Here is a 16,607-nt window from a genome sequence, read left to right as displayed (position 1 = left end):
CTGGGCACGCCCGCGCGGTGCGTCCAGGGGCTCAGGCGTCGGTCCGCAGCCCGGCCAGGAGTTGGTAGACGGTCTCGGTGCCCTGCCGCAGTGCTTCGACGCCGATGTGTTCGTCGGTGCCGTGCATGCGCTTGAGCATGTCCCGGTTCACGGTGAACGGATACATGCCGTACACGGGTATGTTCTGTTCCCGGAACGGCACCGCGCTGGTGACCGCCTCGAACTGGCAGGCGGTGGCCCGTACTCCGGGATGGGTCCGGCGTACGGCGCTCTGCCAGGCGCGGAAGACGTCCGTGTCGTAGTCGGAGTCGGGCGTGGCCAGATAGCCGCGCAGCCGGTCCAGAGCCTGTTGCTCGGTCTCACCGGGGTTGCCGACGACACTCAGCGTCGCCCGGTTGCCGATCAGCGAGCGCAGTTCGGCGACGATGCGTCCGGGGTCCTCGGCCCCCGGCAGGAAGGCGGCCCGGAACTCCGCGGTCGCCGTGCCCGGCACGATGCTCGGGTAGTAGCCGGACTGGGCGGCGGTGAAGGCGAGCGTGGTCCGCAGCATCGCGTTGTGCAGCTCCGGGGTCTCGCTGAGCCGCACCACCGCTTCCCCCGCTCTGTCCCGCTGCCGGTCCGTGCGGGCGCCGAGCATCTCCCGGAGAGCCTTGGCGAAGGGCCGGTCGGTGGTGGCCTCGGCCAGTTCGGCGAAGTACCGCCGGGACAGTGCGTTCGGGCGGATGTGGGCACGCCACTGCCCGAGCCGGTCGAGCACCTCGCCCAGCCGGATCACCGCCTGTCCGCTGAACGGCTTGGACGTGTGGGTGGCGTACGAGGCCGTCTCCAGGCGCAGCAGCAGGGAGCGCTTGTCGTTGCAGGTGAGCGAGGCGATCATGGGCGTGGTGCCGTCGCGCTGGTCGAGTACCCAGCCGCCCTCGGTGATGACCGCACCCGCCGTCACCTTGCCGGGGTGTTCCGTGAGGAACCAGCGCACGCCGTAGGGGCCCTGCTCCTCGTCGCAGTCGGACCAGAAGACGATGTCGCGGTCGAAGGCCGCTCCCTCGCGGACATGGCGCAGCAGAGCGGCGACGAAGGCGGCGTTGACGCCCTTCATGTCCAGCGAGCCGCGGCCGTACAGCTTGCCGTCCCTGATCTCGCCGGCGAAGGGGTCCGTCTCCCATGTGTCGCCGATGGCGGGCACCACGTCGGAGTGGCCGAGCAGGACCAGGGGCTTCTTCGTGGCCGGTCCGCTGCCGGGGACGCGGGCGAAGAAGTGGACGTTGCCGTCCTTCGGAGTGGGCACGATCTCGGTGCCGACCCCGGCGGCCCGGAAGATGCCCTGGAGCATCCGGGCGAGCGGCAGGGTGACCGCGCCGTCGCCGGGGTTGCTGGTGTTCTGACGGATCATGGCGACGGCGAGGCCCACGGGGTCGGTGGGATCGCCGTCGAAGGAGACGCTGCCCGTCCCCGTCCCCGTCGCCGCGTCGGCCCGCGCTGCGGGTGCCGACGAGGCCACCGTGCCGAGGCCCAGCACCGTGGACGCGACGGCCGTCGCCCCGGCACCGAGCACGGAGCGCCGTGACGGCCGGGTTCCGGGGAGTCCGTCGAGGCAGGCGGAGATGACCGCGGCCGGGTTCTCCTGGTGGGCGTAGTGGCCGCCCTCGACGGACATCAGGGAGCAGTCGCCCCGGGTCCACTCGGCCCAGCGGCGCACGGTGACCTCGGGCACGTGCGGGTCGTCGGTGGCCCACACCGCGCGCAGCTCGACCTGCGGAACGGCTCCGAGGCGGCCGTCGTACCCGGCGGCCAGCCGCAGATCGGCGATGACGGGAGGCAGCAGCACCTCCTCGAACTCGGGGTCCGCCAGCAGCTCCGGGTCGGTCAGTCCGGTCCCGGCGACGAAGGCACGGGCGTCCTCTACCGTCACTTCCTCGCCGCGGCCGTGGAAGTCGCCGGGGCACTGTCCGGCCACGGCGCACAGCCGTGCCACGGGCACCCCGGAGTCGAGCAGCCTGCGGCAGGTCTCGTACGCCAGCAGGGCGCCGAGGCTGACTCCGATCAGCACCAGCCGCCGCCCGCCCCGCAGTTCACGGATCCCGGCCGCCGTCGCCTCGGCGTAGGCGGCCATGTCGGTGACGGGCTCCTCGTCGACGCGGGTGCCGCGGCCCGGCGGTGCGACGAAGGCAAGGGTCGTGTCCTCGGGAAGCCGGCCGCGCCAGCTCGCGAACGTGGAGCCGTGGGCGCCGGTGGGTGCGAAGCAGACGGCAAGGGTGCCGGTGGCGGCGCCCTGCGGCTGCTCGCCCGGCACGGTCAGCCATGGGACGTTCATATCTGCTCCTCCTGCTGGATGTCGCGGCACAGGGCGGCGATCGCGGTGACGGTGGGTGCGCCGAGGATGCGGCGCAGCGGCACCCGGCGGCCCGCCGTCGTCGCCAGCCGGTTGGCGAGCCGTACGGCGAGCAGGGAGTGGCCTCCGGCGTCGAAGAAGTTCTGGTCCGCCGACGCGGGCGGGGCGCCGAGCAGTTCCTGCCAGAGCGCGGCGACGGCGGTCTCGGTGGCGTCGGACGGGGTGAATCCGGCCGCCTGTTCCTGCCCGATGCCTGCCACGAGTGTGCGCAGGGCGGTGCGGTCCAGCTTGCCGTTGGTGCTGCGCGGGAGCTGCGGGACCTGCTGGATGCGGGCGGGCAGCATGTAGTCGGGCAGCCGGTCGCGCAGATGGGCGCGCAGTGCGGCGGCGCCGGTCTCCTCGTCGGCGGTGACGCAGGCGACGATGCGTGTCTCGCCGTCCTCGTTCTCCGCGTAGGCCCCCGCGTCGGTGACGTCCGGTGCCTTGCGCAGGGTGGCCTCGATCTCCTCCAGCTCGACACGATAGCCGCGCACCTTGATCTGGTTGTCGGCGCGGCCGGTGATCTCCATGACGGAGTCCGGGAGTTGGCGGCCCCGGTCACCGGTGCGGTAGTGCCGGACCCCGGCGTCGTCGGTGGTGAAGCGGTCCTCGTCGTCGCCGCCGACGTAGCCGAGGGCCAGTGGCGTTCCGGAGACCCACACCTCGCCGCCCACACCGGTCGGCAGCCGTCGGCCGAGCCGGTCGCGGACCGCGAGCGAGGCGCCCGCCACGGGGCTGCCGACGGGGACGCGTTCGGCGTCGGCGGGCAGTCGGGCGGTGTCGTACGCGGCGACGTTGGAGGCGGTCTCCGTCATGCCGTACAGGTTGAGCAGGGTGGCGTCGGGCCAGACCTCGCGGAAGCGCAGGACGGTGTCCACGGGCAGGGTGTCGGCACCGCTGGTGACCAGGACCGGCCGGTGCCCGCCGGGGCGACCGGCGCTCTCCTCCAGCAGTCCGGCGATGAGCTGCGGGGTCAGGAAGAGATGGGTGATCCGTTCCTGCTCGACGGCGGCAGCGAAGAGCGCCGGATCGAGGAGTTCGTCGGTGGCGAGCACGACGGACGGGACACCCTTGAGCAGTCCGCCCAGCAGCTCCCAGGGCGAGGCGACCAGTGCCAGGGACTTCTGGACGGCGAGCACCGCGTTCTCCGGGAACGGGTGGTCCTGCCACATCCACTCCAGCCGGCCCCGGACCGAACGGCGGCTGATGCGTACGCCCTTGGGGTTTCCGGTCGTCCCCGAGGTGTAGACGATGTGGAACAGGGCGTCCTCGTCGGGCTCCTGCTCGGGGGCCTGGTGCAGCGGGCCCTCGGTGAGGGGCGCCAGGGTGACGCGCGGCGCGTCCAGGGTGGGGAACTGGTCGAGTCCGGGCTCGGCCAGCACGCAGTGCGGTCCGGTCTCCTCCACCATCCGGCGCTGCCGTCGCACGGGTATCGCGGGGTCCAGCCCGAGGTAGGCGGCACCGGTCTTCAGTACGGCGAGGACTCCGGCGACGGCGGCAGGGCCGCGCTGGGCGGCGAGTGCCACCAGCGAGCCGGGACCGGTGCCCTTGGCGGTGAGCCGGGCGGCCAGCCGGCCGCTCCATTCGTCGAGTTCACGGTAGGTGAGGGTGGTGCCGGTGTGGCGCAGGGCGACGGCCCGGGGGTGGGCCGCCACCTGCTCGGCGAAGCGTTCCAGCAGGGTCGGCGTGTTCATCAGTGATCGTCTCCGGGCAGCAGATCGAGGGAACGAACGGTGGTGTGCTCGGCGCGCTCCGGGTCGGTGAGGGCCCGCAGCGCGATCAGTGTGGATTCCAGTACGTTGCGGGCGGCCGGCGCGTCGAGCAGCTCCTGCTGGTAGGCGTACTGGAGCAGCAGGCCGCCGGGGCCGTGCGGCTGTACGTACAGGGCGCAGTCGTACTTGGTGTAGCCGGTGTCCAGTTCGACGAAGCGGAACCGGACGTCCGACGCGGTGGTGGCGCGCGCCGGGTAGGGCAGCATGTTGAGCATGGTCTGGAAGACCGGGGTCGCCGATGAGCTCCGCGAGGCGGCCGGAAGCCGCCGCAGCGTCCAGCCGAAGGGGTGCTCGGCGGCGGCGTAGGCGTCGTACACCGTCTCCCTCACCTGTGCGGTGAACTCCGCGAGGCTGGCGGCCGGGTCGATGTCCAGGCGCAGTGGCAGCATGGCGAGCATGAAGGCGGGCACGTCGGCGGTCTCCGGCCGCTCCCGCCCCGCCATCGGGGCGCCGATGATCACGTCGTCGGCGTCGCTGTAGTAGCTCAGGGCCAGTGCGTAGGCGGCCAGCAGCGGTACGAAGGCGGTGGCGGAGGCGGCCAGCGCGGTGTCGCGCAGCCGCCGGGAGAGTTGCTCGTCGAGGACCGCCTCGGTGATCTCGCCCCGGTAGGCGGGGGTGGCGGGCCGCGGTTTCTGGGCGATCCGGAGTGCCGGGAGGTCGCCTGCGAGGCGGCGCAGCCAGTACTCCCCCGCCTCGGCCACCTCCTCGCCGGCCAGCCGCTCCGCCAAGTGGTCGAGATAGCGGTCGTAGCGGGTGGCACGTTCGGGGTCGGGCCCGGCAGGACGCTGTTCGTAGAGTTCGGCCAGCCGCTGGAACAGCACGGTCGCTCCCCAGCCGTCGAGGAGCAGTTCATGCATGGTGACCAGGAGTCGGTGCTGTCCGCCGGGCAGCCGGAACAGCCCGGTCCGCAGGGCCGGTTCGGTGAGGAGGTCGAAGGGCCTGGCCGCCTCCTCGGCGGCCACCGTGCGGAATGCCTCCGCGGTGATGTCCCGGACGCTTGCGGGCAGCGGCACCTCCCAGTGCGGGTAGTGGTGCACCACCTCGTGCCCCGCTTCCCGCCCGTCCGCCTCGTCGGTCTCGGCGAACCGGGCGAGGAGCAGCGGATTCTCGGCGAGCAGCAGTTGCCAGGCCCGTGCCAGCCGTGCCACGTCGAGCGGCCCGTCGAGTTCCAGGGAGCCCTGGTAGCTGTAGTAGGGGCTGAGCGGGTCGAGCCGCCAGTGAAAGTAGACCCCGGCCTGCTGCGGGGTGAGCGGCCGGGTGCGGGGCGCGTCGTCCGGTGCCGTCGCCGTGCGGGCAGCGGTCGCGGGCCGCTGCTCGTGGCCGAGCGCGGCGAGCGCGGCGGGGCTGCCGTCGCGCAGCACGTCACGCAGACCGGCCGCCGATCCGGTCTCGCGCAGGGCGGCGACCAGCCGCATGGCGAGCAGCGAGTCGCCGCCCAGTTCCAGGAACCTGTCGTTCCTGCCGACCCGTCCGGTGCCGAGGAGCCCGGCGACGACGGCCGCGATGGCGGTCTCCGCCTCGCCCCGCGGTGGGGTGTACGGGCGGGTGTCGGGACGGCTGCGGCGCGGTGGTGCGGGCAGGGCCTTGTAGTCCGTCTTGCCGTTGCGGGTGAGCGGGAGCCGGGGCAGGACGACGAAGGTGTGCGGCACCATGGGGGCGGGAAGCCGGTCGCTCAGATGGGCGCGCAGCGATGCCTCCGCCGGCTCGTCGCCGGAGGCGGTGACGTAGGCGACGAGCCGGGGCGGCTGCGCGGCCGCCGGGGTGTGGGCGCTCTCCCGGACGACCAGGGCTCCGGTGTCGTCGGGGGTGTGGACGGTGACGGCGCAGGCGGCGATTCCGGGGTGGCCGCCGAGTACCGCCTCGATCTCGGCGAGCTCCATGCGTACGCCGCCGACCTTCACCTGCCGGTCCACCCGGCCCAGGTACTCCAGTTGGCCGTCCGGCAGTACGCGTACGGCGTCCCCGGTGCGGTAGAGGCGTCCGCCGTCGGCGCCGAAGGGGTCGGTGAAGAAGGCGAGCGCGGTGCGCTCCGGGTCACCGAGGTACCCGCGTCCCACGACGAGTCCCCCGACGAACAGCTCCCCCGTCTCCCCGTGCGCACAGGCGTGCCACTGCCCGTTCTCCTCCCGCAGTACGTACAGTTCGGCGTTGCCGATGGGCGAGCCGATCGGCAGATGGCGTACTCCGGCGGCCGGAGGGCCGAGTTCGGCATGGGTGACGTCGTCCGAGCACTCGGTGGGGCCGTACGCGTTGAGCAGCCGGATCCCCGGCAGGGTGTCGTGCCACCGCCGGGCCAGCGCCGGTGGCAGTTCCTCGCCGGTGGCGATCATCCAGCGCAGCGCGCCGGGCCGGATTCCCGCGGTCTCCTGGGCGTCGAGCAGGAAGCGGATCAGTGTGGGCACGGTCTCCAGCACCGTGGTTCCGCGTCCGCGCAGCTCCTCCAGCAGCAGGGCGCCGTCCTGGGCCTGCTCGTCGGCGAAGATCTGTACCCGGCCGCCGACGAGCAGCGGGGCGAGCATCTGCCAGACGGAGATGTCGAAGCTGAGCGGTGCGGTCTGGGCCAGCCGGTCGTCCGCGGTCAGCCCGAGGTCGTCGATCTTGGCCCGGAGGTGGTTGAGCATCCCCCGGTGCTCGACGATCGCGGCCTTGGGGCGGCCGGTCGACCCCGAGGTGTAGAGGACGTAGCGCACCTCGTCGGGGGCCGGCGGCAGGGTCCGGGTGTACGGAGGGTCCGCCGGTCGCGGTGTCGCGGTGGGTACGCCGGCCGCGCGGGCGCCCTTGACCAGTTCCCCGCTCTCCGCCGGTGCGCCGGTGGTCAGCATCAGTGCCGCGCCGCTGTCGGTGAGCAGGGTTTCGACGCGGGCGGCGGGCCAGCTCGCGTCGACCGGCAGGTAGACGGCGCCGAGCAGCTCCAGGGCGAGGAAGGCCACGACGACGTCGGCGCCGCGCCGGCCGCCGACCGCGACGATCTGCCCGTCCCTGATCCCGGCCGCCGCCAGCTGCGCCGCGGTGCGACGCATCAGGTCGGCCAGCCGGCCGTATCCGAGGGAAACGTCGCCGTCCTCGATCGCGGTCCGGTCGGGGTCTGCGGCCGCGAACCGCTCGACGTGGGCGTGGACTGCTTCGCCGAGCTCGTACGGTTCATGGCGGGTGAGTGCCGCGGCGACGGCGCTCTCCCGCGCCCCTTCCGCCAGCGGAAGCCGCGGGTAGTGCTCGGGCAGGCCGATCACCGGGCCGTCCGCTTCTCGGCGACGACCAGCAGGTACTCGACGGGCACGCCCGTGCCGCGTTCGTCCGCGGTGTGGAATCCCTCGGTCATCTCGACCATTTCCGCTCGCAGTTCCTTCCATCGCGAGGGCGGCGAGATGGTGTTTCTCGCCGCGATGCAGGGGCCGAAGCAGTTCTCGAAGAAGGTCACCAGGTCCTCGGCCGCGGCGAACGGGTAGAAGAGTTGCCGTCGTTCGGACGTGATCGTGAATTCGGGACCGAGGAGTTCGGCGAGGTAGTCCGGTGAGCCCCACAGCATGGGCTGTCCCTGATGGCCGTTGGGCGAGGGGAAGTAGGCGGAGAGGATCTCCTGGAAGTGCGCGGTCCAGCTGCGTGCCGTCCAGTTGCACATGCCGATCCGGCCGCCCGGCCGCAGCACCCGGGAGATCTCTCCGCCCGACGCGGCGTGGTCGGGCGCGAACTGGATTCCGTAGGTGGAGGTCACCAGGTCGAACGAGCCGTCGGCGAAGGGGAGTTCCTGGGCGTCGCCGCGGCGCAGTTCCACCTTGACACCGGCCTGTGCGAACCGTTCGCGTGCGTCGGGGAAGAACTCGTCGGTCAGGTCGAGTCCGGTGACGAGGCAGCCGCGCAGGGCGGACAGCAGCGCGACGTTGCCGTTGCCGGTGGCGACGTCGAGATGGGCGGTGTCCGGCGCGGGGGCGAGCCGGTCGACCAGCTCGACGGCGCCCGGCCGCAGCAGATCGGCGACATGCCGGTACTCGCCGTACGACCACATGGTGCGGTTGATCTCCTGGATGTTCTGATCGATCGTCATGGCGGATCCCCCTCAGAGCGTGAGCCGGGCGCCGAGACCGGCGGCTTCGGCGCGGGCGTGGATGCGGTCCGCCACGGCGACGTCGAGGATCGACATCCCGAACGGGTTGCTGATCACGATCTCGTCCTGGTCGCGGCGGCCCGGGTGCCGCCCGGCAAGCACATCGCCGAGCGTGCCGTCGACGGGGCGGGCCCCGGGCCGGGCGGTCACTCCTTGCCGCGGGGTGCCGTCGGGGCCGAGCAGGGTGCCCGCCCGGTGCATCCGGCCGAGCAGCCGTCGCGGGTCGTCACGGACCAGGCTCCAGTCGTCGACGATCACCGTGCCGGCCGAGAGCACGGCCGCCTCGGTGAGGTCGTCCAGCGAGACATGGCAGACGAGCGCGCCGGGCCGCAGCCAGTCCGGTTCGATGTATCCCTGGGTCACCGTGGTGACGGGCACGACGAGTTCGGCGTCCCGCACCGCCTCGCGCGGCCCGTCGGCGACCACCGTCTCGATGTCCGCCGCACCGGGCAGCGAGGCGATGTGGTGGGCGACGGACTTCGCGCGGTCGGGTGCCACGTCGTACAGCGTGATGCGGCGCAGGGTGGGGACGGTGCGCAGCAGCAGCGCGATGTGTGCCTGCGCGAGGGCGCCGCAGCCGAGAAGTGCCAGCCCGCGCGGTTCTGCCACCGCCAGATGACGCACCGCGAGCGCGGTCACCGCAGCGGTGCGCATCGCGCTGATGTAGGCGGCCTCCATCAGGGCGAGGGGCCGGGCGGTCTCCGGGTCGAGGAGCAGGGTGAAGCCCTGGGAGCGGGGGATGCCGCGCCCCGGGTTGCCGATCGAGGCGTTGATGGTCTTCATGCCGACGACCGGCGACCGTCCCTCCTGGGCGAGGGCGCCGGGCATGGCCAGCAGCCTGGCCGAGTCGCCCTGCGGGGTGGTCCAGCCGAGATAGGCCTCCTCGGGAAGGACGGACTGTCCGGCGGAGTGCAGCCTGAGCGCCTCGGCCACCGCCGCCACGATGTCCACGTCGCGGGCGGCCTCGATGACGTCCGCGCGGGTCAGATAGCGGAAGTGGCTGTCGGGGTATTGCTCGAAGTCCATGACGGGCGGGGCTCCTTGGAGAGTGGGTCGGTTGCGGTGGGGACGGTGCGGGGGCGGGTTCAGTCGCCGGTGGCGTGCGCTGCGCGGAGCATCGCGAAGGGGACGAGCGCGCCGAGCAGCAGTACGCAGGCGAGCACGATCCAGCCGGCCGTGCCGAGGGCGAGGACGACGCCGGTCATCAGCACCGGGCCCGCGACCCGGTTGGCCACCGTGCGGCTGGTGTTGAACAGCACCAGATAGGCGCTGCGCGCCTCCTCCGGTGCCAGGTCGAAGGAGAGGGTCCACGAGGCACCGACCTGGAGCAGTTCGGCGAACGTCAGAAGGACGACGGCCGCGCCGAGCACCAGCAGCGCCTCCCGGGCCCCGAAGCCGGGCGCGGCGGCGAAGGCCAGGGCGCCCCCGCTCAGCAGCATTGCCGCGGCCGCGTACGAGAACCATGCCCGGCGCGTGGTGCTGTAGCAGCGGTTGAGCGGGTACTGGAGGGCGATGCACAGCACGGTGTTGACGGCGTACAGGATGCCGACATAGCGCTCCGGTACGTCCGTCTCGGTGACGAGCCAGAGCGGGAAGGCCACATTGAGCACCGGCATCCAGAGCGACACCAGCGCGTTGTACGCGGTGAAGCCAAGCAGTCGGCGGTCCTTGAGCAGATCCGCCACCCGGGCGCTCCCCACTGCCGTCACGGCTTCCTCCCGCCGCGCGGTGGCGTACACCGCGGCCACCGCCACATAGGCGAGTGCGCCACCGATCAGCAGCGGCCGAAAGGCTCCCGGCGCGCCGGAACCCAGGGCGACTCCGGCGATCAGCCCGCCCAGGCTGATGCCGAGGTTGACGACGGTGCGCTGCACGGCCATGACCTTCGCGCGCAGGCTCTCCGGGGCGCGTGCCCCGACGTACGACTGGACCAGTGGGGGTGAGGACTGCTCGGTGACGGCGATGACGGCGACCACGAGGAGAAAGCTCCACCAGCCGTCCACCCAGAGGTAGCCGACGGTGGCCAGTGCACGCAGCAGCATCACACCGATCAGCACCGGCTTCGGCCCGAACCGTCCGGCCAGCCGGGCGATGGGCACGGCGGTGGCGATGGCGACGGCCCCGCCGATGGTCAGGCCGGTACCGACGGACGAGGTGCTGAGATGGGCGACCTTGACGAAGTAGATGGTCGAGACGGCGAGGAAGAGGCCCGTTCCGGTCCATTCGATCAGCGTGGCGCCCTGCACCAGCGGCAGGAACTGCCGGAGGCCGGGGCGCGTCCGCTGCCGGTCAAGGGTGGTGCTGGTGCCCATGTTCAGTGCTCCTGGTGCTTCCGGTCGAAGAAGAGTCCTTCGCTGCGCAGTCGTGCCACGGCGGAGGTGATCTCCTTGGCTACACCCTGTTCGGTCGCCCAGTCGTCGGAGTAGAGGGTGTCGCGGTACTTGGCGCCGCCGTCCGCGGCCAGGCAGACCACGAGGCGGCCGTCCGGCCCGGCCTCTTCCTGGTCGCTCAGCATCGCTCGCACGGCGCATCCGCTGGAGCCGCCGAGTGCGAGCCCGATGTCCTCGGCGATGATCCGGCAGACGGCTATCGCCTCGATGTCGTCGACGTGCACCGCGCGGTCGTAGCTGTGCGGTGCCCTCAGGAAGACGGACGGCCGGCTTGCTCCGATGCCCGGGACCAGGCGTCGTCCGGCGCTGCCCGAGACGGCCAGCGAGCCGCGTACGTCCACGGCGACCGCGGCGACGTCGGGCCGGTGTTCCCGCAGGTGGGCGCCGATGCCCGCGAGGGTGCCGCCGGTGGAGACCGGTACGTACACCGCGGCGAGATCCGGTCCCGCCTGCTCGGTGAGTTCGGGACCGGTGACGCGCCGGTGGATGTCGGGCGCGGCCCAGTTCTCGTACTGGTCGGGCCAGCGGTATCCGGGGTTGTCCGCGCACAGCTCGCGCACCCGGCGCAGCCGGCTCAGCAGGTAGCCGCCCAGACCGTCGGGTTCGTCGACGACGATCACCCGGGCTCCGCTGTCGGCGAGCCTGCGGCGGGTGGCGTGCGGGGTCTTGAGGTCGACCACGGCGAGGAAGTCGCAGCCGACCGTCGGCAGCAGCCGGGCCAGGGCGAGGCCCAGGTTGCCCGAAGTGGATTCCACCACCACCGTTCCCGGGGTGAGCGGCCGTTCGTCGTGCAGCGCCCGCAGCAGTCCGACGGCGCTGCGGTCCTTCACCGATCCGGTGGGGCCGTGTTCTTCGAGCTTCAGTCCCAGACGCCGCACCCGACCCCGGTGGGCGACGTCCAGGCGGAGTAAGGGAGTTGTTCGGAGGGCCCGTGCCAGGACGGGTTTGACACGCGACACTGCTTCCCCCTGTGCGATGCGTCGTTTGACCATGTGGCGATGGATCGACCGGCCGGCCCAGCTGCGCGCTCTCAGACCTTAGGCAAACGGGCCCCGGTGCCACCATGTCCCTCTCGCACGGCACGGGTCGGTGTTGGCCGGAACAGCGCTTGACGCTTCCTCCTGCCTGTCCGCCGGCCGCTGCCGGACCCGGTGAAGGTGCGGAAACAGTTCGGCGTTCCGGCGGGCTCGGGCGAGCGGGGAGAAACGAATTGGCCGGTTCCATGCCGGTCCGCCCGTACTGCCCGGCGGTCGCCGGGCGGGCTCGATGACGAGGGGAGCCGACCGGCACGACCTCTCCCGACGGCCTGTTATCTTTACGTGACTTCGCAACAGAACTCTCGGTCATGCTTTGGCCTTTGCTGCGGAGAGTCGATGTGCCGGCGTGTGGCGGCGGACGCTCAATGACCACTGCACGGGCGCGGTCGCGATCTGCGGCCGGCCCGGCCTGTCATGGCTGGACGGAATGACACAGCACAACATTTTCAGCAGGACGGCGCGGGCCGCACGGACGGTGCTGGTCCCGGGAACGGGACGCCGGAAACAGACGAAGCGCCCATTTGCCCGCCTGCCACGCAGACCGGACTATCCGCGCGCGGGCCGGCGCGGCTGGCGAAGATGGGTGCCCTCCTGGCGGCTGGTCCTCGGCTCGGTCCTGATGTTCACCGCGACACTGGCGACCGTGGTGGGCGTCGCCTACGCCCGCACGGACATACCCGAGGACCTCAACGCCTTCGCCACCCAGCAGGACACCGTCTACTACTGGGCCGATGGCACACCGATGGCCCGGACCGGCTGGGTGAGCCGCCAGGAGATGCCCCTGTCCAAGATCCCCGACCACGTCCGGTGGGCCGTACTGGCGGCGGAGAACGCCAACTTCTACTCCGACCACGGCATATCGACGCAAGGGATCACCCGCGCGCTGTGGCGTACGGTCGGCGACGGGGACACCCAGGGCGGGTCCACCATCACCCAGCAGTACGTCAAGAACGTCTACCTGACGCAGGACCAGTCCTTCTCGCGGAAGTTCACCGAGATGCTGCTGGCGGTCAAGCTGGACAGCCGCCTGAGCAAGGACAAGATCCTCCAGGAGTATCTGAACACCAGCTGGTTCGGCCGCGGCACCTACGGTCTCCAGCGTGCCTCTCAGGCCTACTACGGCAAGGAGGTCACCCAACTCAACGCCAGCGAGGGCGCGTTCCTCGCCTCCCTGCTCAAGGGGGCCTCGCTGTACGACCCTGCCGTCAATCCCAACAACCGGAAGCGAGCCGTCGCGCGGTGGCGGTGGACGCTGGACCGCATGGTGGAGATCGGCAAACTGAGCCCGGCCGAACGGGCCACGTACACCACCTTTCCCGACCCGAGGCCCCCGCACCGGCCGAACAGTGCGGGCGGGCAGGACGGCTATCTCGTCCAGCTCGCCGAGTCGTACGCCAAGCGGGTCGGGCACATCTCCGACGCGCGCTTCGACCTCGGCGGCTACCAGATCTACACGACGTTCGAGAAGCCGCGGATGACCGCCCTCACCCGGGCCGTCCGTGACGCGCGCGGCGCGCTCGACCCCGAGCAGCGCAAGGCCGACCGGTTCGTCCGCTTCGGTGCCGCGTCCGTCGCCCCGGACGGCCGGATCCTCGCGGTGTACGGCGGACCGGACTACGAGCGGCAGGCGTTCAACGAATCCAACGCGGGTACCGTCCCGGCCGGTTCGGCGTTCACCCCCTTCGTCTACGCCGCCGGCCTGCAGCACGGGGTGTCGCACCAGCGCAACGGTCCGCGTTCCACTGTCGTACCCTCGACCATGTACGACGGCGATGACGACATCCCGGTGATGACACCCGAAGGCCCCTACTGGGACCGCAGCGGGAAGATGGTCAAGGGCAACAACGACGGCGACATCTCCCACGGCCGCATCAGCCTGCACGACGCCATGGCGAAGTCCGTGAATTCGCCCTTCCTCCAACTCGGCATGGACGCGGGCCTGCAGCGGGTCCGCAGTACGGCCGAGGCGTCGGGACTGCTCCCTTCCAGCTTCGGCCCGCCCGTTCCGGCGTTCGCGATGGGCAACTCCACGCCCAGCGCCATCCGGATGGCCGACGCGTACGGAACGTTCGCGGCCCACGGCGTGCACATGGATCCGTACTCGGTCCGCAAGGTCACCCGCAACGGCGAGCCGGTCCGGCTCGACCTGCCGCGGCCGAGGCGCGCCGTACGGACCGATGTCGCCGACGAGGTCACCGCATCGCTCAGCCGGCCGGGCGGCAGGAACGGTGTCGCGACCCCCACTCCGGTCGCCGTCAAGACCGGAACCACCGAGGACGACACCGCGCGCTGGTTCGTCGGATACGGCCCGGCAGCGTCCACCGCCGTCGTCGTCTACCGCATGGACCTGACGAAGAGCCTCGCGCCACTGCCGCTCAAGGGGCTGGCCGGTGGCCCGGCCGACGACGGAAAGCTCCCGGCCCAGATCTGGAACACATACACGGAAGCCATGACGAAGTGACAGATACCAGAGCCAAGTCCACCGTCCGCCGAATACGGGCCCGCCTCACGCCCCGCATCGTCCTGGGGCTCGCGGTATGTCTTGTGGTGTCGGGTTCCGCGGCGCTCGTCCCGCTGCTGTCCGACAACGCCTCGGACGACCGGACCCCGCAGCAGGGCACGCGCACCGTAGCCGCGCCGAAGCCGACCGCCCGGGAGCACCCCAAGGGCGGAGGGAGCACGGAGGAGGACTGGGACGGAAAGATCAAGATCCTCGGGGACGGCTCCACGTCCTACACCGGGCCGCAGCCGGAGCAGCTGAAGGCCGAGCGGCTCAAGCCCGGTGAGCGCCCGCCCCAGTTCGTGGTGTTCTCCTGGGACGGCGCGCTGGAGGGCGACGACCACATGTTCTCGCGCTTCCGCCGTGCGGCGAAGGAGAGCAATGCCCACATGACGTTCTTCCTCACCGGCATCTACCTCCTCCCGAAGGAGAAGCGGGACCTCTACCAGCCGCCCCAGCACAAGGCCGGAGCCGCCGCGATCTCCTACCCGACGCGCGAGCACATCCGGATGACGCTGGAGCAGCTCGGCGAGGCATGGCGGGAGGGCAACGAGATCGGGTCCCATTTCAACGGCCACTTCTGCGAAAAGAAGGGCGGCGGGGACTGGAGCAAGGACGAGTGGATCAGCGAGATCGGCCAGTTCTACTCCTTCGTGCAGAACTGGAAGACGAACACCGGCTTCAAGGACCTCGATCCGCTCCCCTTCGACCCCACCCGTGAGGTCGTCGGCGGGCGTGCGCCCTGTCTGGAGGGCCAGAAGACCCTACTGCCGGCCACCAAGCCGTTCGGCTGGCGCTACGACGCGAGCTCCCCGGGCGACTTCCAGATCTGGCCGTCCAAGAAGAACGGCGTCTGGGACCTCCCGTTGCAGATGCTGCCGTTCCCGGGCAAGGACTTCCAAGTGCTGTCCATGGACTTCAACTTCCTCTACAACCAGTCCGAGGGCAGCACCGAGGGCGACCCCACCAAGTACGAAACGTGGCGCAAGGAGGCCCGGAACGCGTACGTCGCGGGCTTCGAGCGGGTCTTCCACGGCAGCCGCGCGCCGCTGTTCATCGGGAACCACTTCGAGGACTGGAACGGCGGGATCTACATGGACGCCGCCGAGGACACGATGCGCGAGGTCTGCCCCCGCAAGGAGGTCCGCTGCGTGTCCTTCCGCGAGCTGACCGACTGGCTCGACGCGCAGGACCCGAAGGTCCTCGCGCAGTGGCGGACGCTCGACCCCGCCCAGCCACCGAGCTGGAAGCAGTAGGCGGCGGAACACGGGCGGCGCGGCTCCGGCAGAACCGTTCGTCCGTGTCGACGAGCCGTTCGGTTGCCGGGAGCCGCACCGCCCGTGTTTCGTGTGGGTGCCGTCGACGCCCGCGGTCAGTTCGCCTTCTCGACGAACTCCGTGGTGTACGTCTTGGCGAGGTCCACCTTCGCGTCCTTCAGGTTGGGGTTGAAGGCCTTCAGGACCCGTTCGACGGTGGCGGGGCCGTCCGCGGGCATGACGCCGTCCTTGGTGAACATGGGCAGCGTGCTCTTGATGGCCTGCGCGTAGAGGGCCTTGCCGCCGCCCTGGGCGTAGTCGGCGGGCATCTTCGCGGCGATCTCGTCCGCGCTGTGCGTGGACATCCACTTCAGCGTCTTGACGAAGGCGTTGGCCAGCTTCTGGACGGTCTCCTTGTGGCTGTCGACCCACTCGGTCTGCATGTAGAGACTGGATGACGGGTAGAGCCCGCCGAGCGCCTGCTTGGAACCCTCCGGCGTCCGCATGTCGATGAGGATCTTGCCGAGCTTCTTGTCCAGGATGGTGGCGACCGTCGGGTCGGTGGTCATCCCGCCCTGGATGGACCCCTGCTGGAGGGCGGAGATGAAGGTCTGCCCGGCTCCCACCGCGACGGGCGTGAACTCGCTGGTCTGCACGTCGCTGTTGACGGCGAGGTACTTCGTGAGGAAGTCGGTGGAGGAACCGATGCCCGTCACACCGAGCTTCTTGCCCTTGAAGTCCTTCGCCGACCTGATGTCGCCCGCCGCCTGGTTGGACACGATCTCGACCTCGCCGGGGGCGTGGGAGAACTGGACGACGGACTCGACCTGCTTGCCCTTCACCTGAAGGTCGAGGGTGTGGTCGTAGAAGCCCACGGTGCCCTGGACATCGCCGGAGACGAGTGCCGTCTCCGCCTGGACTCCGGCGGGCTCGGTCAGGAGCTGGACCGACACGCCCTCCTCCTCGAAGTAGCCGAGCCGCTCGGTCAGCATCGCGGGCAGGTAGATGACCTTGTCGAGGCCCCCGACCATGATCTTGACCTTGTCGTTCTTGCCACCGGAGGCCGAGGTGGAGTCGCCGCCGCCACAGGCGGTGAGGCTGGTCAGGGCGAGTACGCCGGCGACGGCGACGGCCGGGATCCGGGTGGATGTACGCATCTGATTCACGTCCTTGTGAAGAAAC

Annotated in this window: 10 protein-coding genes; 2 read left to right on the top strand and 8 right to left on the bottom strand. The window is 71.1% G+C overall.

Annotated features, from left to right (window positions below; all coding sequences use genetic code 11):
• Window positions 1-31: 31 nt before the first annotated feature.
• Genes OG611_RS37355 through OG611_RS37325 form a run of 7 tightly spaced genes read right to left on the bottom strand, consistent with a single transcriptional unit; the run spans window position 32 to window position 11,624 of the window.
• Window positions 32-2,311, bottom strand: a complete 2,280-nt coding sequence (locus tag OG611_RS37355; RefSeq protein ID WP_266430669.1) for a M20/M25/M40 family metallo-hydrolase — start codon at window positions 2,309-2,311, stop codon at window positions 32-34.
• Window positions 2,308-4,062: a non-ribosomal peptide synthetase gene (locus OG611_RS37350; RefSeq protein ID WP_266430667.1), complete on the bottom strand. Its 1,755-nt coding sequence runs from the start codon at window positions 4,060-4,062 to the stop codon at window positions 2,308-2,310. Before OG611_RS37350 ends, OG611_RS37355 begins: the two co-directional genes overlap by 4 nt.
• Entirely contained in the window at window positions 4,062-7,370 is a 3,309-nt protein-coding gene (locus OG611_RS37345) for an amino acid adenylation domain-containing protein (protein ID WP_266430663.1), read from the bottom strand. Before OG611_RS37345 ends, OG611_RS37350 begins: the two co-directional genes overlap by 1 nt.
• Window positions 7,367-8,182: a class I SAM-dependent methyltransferase gene (locus OG611_RS37340; RefSeq protein WP_266430659.1), complete on the bottom strand. Its 816-nt coding sequence runs from the start codon at window positions 8,180-8,182 to the stop codon at window positions 7,367-7,369. The genes OG611_RS37345 and OG611_RS37340 overlap by 4 nt, the downstream gene beginning before the upstream one ends.
• A 12-nt stretch (window positions 8,183-8,194) precedes the next feature.
• Window positions 8,195-9,268: an ornithine cyclodeaminase family protein gene (locus tag OG611_RS37335; protein WP_266430656.1), complete on the bottom strand. Its 1,074-nt coding sequence runs from the start codon at window positions 9,266-9,268 to the stop codon at window positions 8,195-8,197.
• A 59-nt stretch (window positions 9,269-9,327) separates the two neighbouring features.
• Window positions 9,328-10,554, bottom strand: a complete 1,227-nt coding sequence (locus OG611_RS37330; RefSeq protein WP_266430653.1) for an MFS transporter — start codon at window positions 10,552-10,554, stop codon at window positions 9,328-9,330.
• A gap of 2 nt (window positions 10,555-10,556) precedes the next feature.
• Window positions 10,557-11,624, bottom strand: a complete 1,068-nt coding sequence (locus OG611_RS37325) for a pyridoxal-phosphate dependent enzyme (RefSeq protein ID WP_266430650.1) — start codon at window positions 11,622-11,624, stop codon at window positions 10,557-10,559.
• 472 nt (window positions 11,625-12,096) lie between these two features.
• Between OG611_RS37325 and OG611_RS37320 the strand changes: the two genes are divergently transcribed.
• Entirely contained in the window at window positions 12,097-14,130 is a 2,034-nt protein-coding gene (locus OG611_RS37320; protein ID WP_266430648.1) for a transglycosylase domain-containing protein, read from the top strand.
• Window positions 14,127-15,425: a hypothetical protein gene (locus OG611_RS37315; protein WP_266430647.1), complete on the top strand. Its 1,299-nt coding sequence runs from the start codon at window positions 14,127-14,129 to the stop codon at window positions 15,423-15,425. Before OG611_RS37320 ends, OG611_RS37315 begins: the two co-directional genes overlap by 4 nt.
• A 116-nt stretch (window positions 15,426-15,541) precedes the next feature.
• On the opposite strand, the gene OG611_RS37310 is transcribed toward OG611_RS37315, so the two are convergent.
• Complete coding sequence (locus tag OG611_RS37310; protein WP_266430644.1) at window positions 15,542-16,582, bottom strand: ABC transporter substrate-binding protein; 1,041 nt, start codon at window positions 16,580-16,582, stop codon at window positions 15,542-15,544.
• Window positions 16,583-16,607: the final 25 nt, after the last annotated feature.

The organism is Streptomyces sp. NBC_01363, from assembly GCF_026340595.1.
Taxonomy (GTDB): Bacteria; Actinomycetota; Actinomycetes; order Streptomycetales; family Streptomycetaceae; genus Streptomyces.
The sequence above is the reverse complement of the archived record's forward strand: the minus strand, read 5'-3'. Positions and strand labels throughout refer to the sequence as shown.

Excerpts from the sequence above, each read along its gene's own strand:
- OG611_RS37355 (WP_266430669.1), bottom strand. The coding sequence starts at position 2,311 with ATGAACGTCCCATGGCTGACCGTGCCGGGCGAGCAGCCGCAGGGCGCC.
- OG611_RS37350 (WP_266430667.1), bottom strand. The coding sequence starts at position 4,062 with ATGAACACGCCGACCCTGCTGGAACGCTTCGCCGAGCAGGTGGCGGCC.
- OG611_RS37340 (WP_266430659.1), bottom strand. The coding sequence starts at position 8,182 with ATGACGATCGATCAGAACATCCAGGAGATCAACCGCACCATGTGGTCG.
- OG611_RS37335 (WP_266430656.1), bottom strand. The coding sequence starts at position 9,268 with ATGGACTTCGAGCAATACCCCGACAGCCACTTCCGCTATCTGACCCGC.
- OG611_RS37330 (WP_266430653.1), bottom strand. The coding sequence starts at position 10,554 with ATGGGCACCAGCACCACCCTTGACCGGCAGCGGACGCGCCCCGGCCTC.
- OG611_RS37325 (WP_266430650.1), bottom strand. The coding sequence starts at position 11,624 with ATGGTCAAACGACGCATCGCACAGGGGGAAGCAGTGTCGCGTGTCAAA.
- OG611_RS37320 (WP_266430648.1), top strand. The coding sequence starts at position 12,097 with ATGACACAGCACAACATTTTCAGCAGGACGGCGCGGGCCGCACGGACG.
- OG611_RS37310 (WP_266430644.1), bottom strand. The coding sequence starts at position 16,582 with ATGCGTACATCCACCCGGATCCCGGCCGTCGCCGTCGCCGGCGTACTC.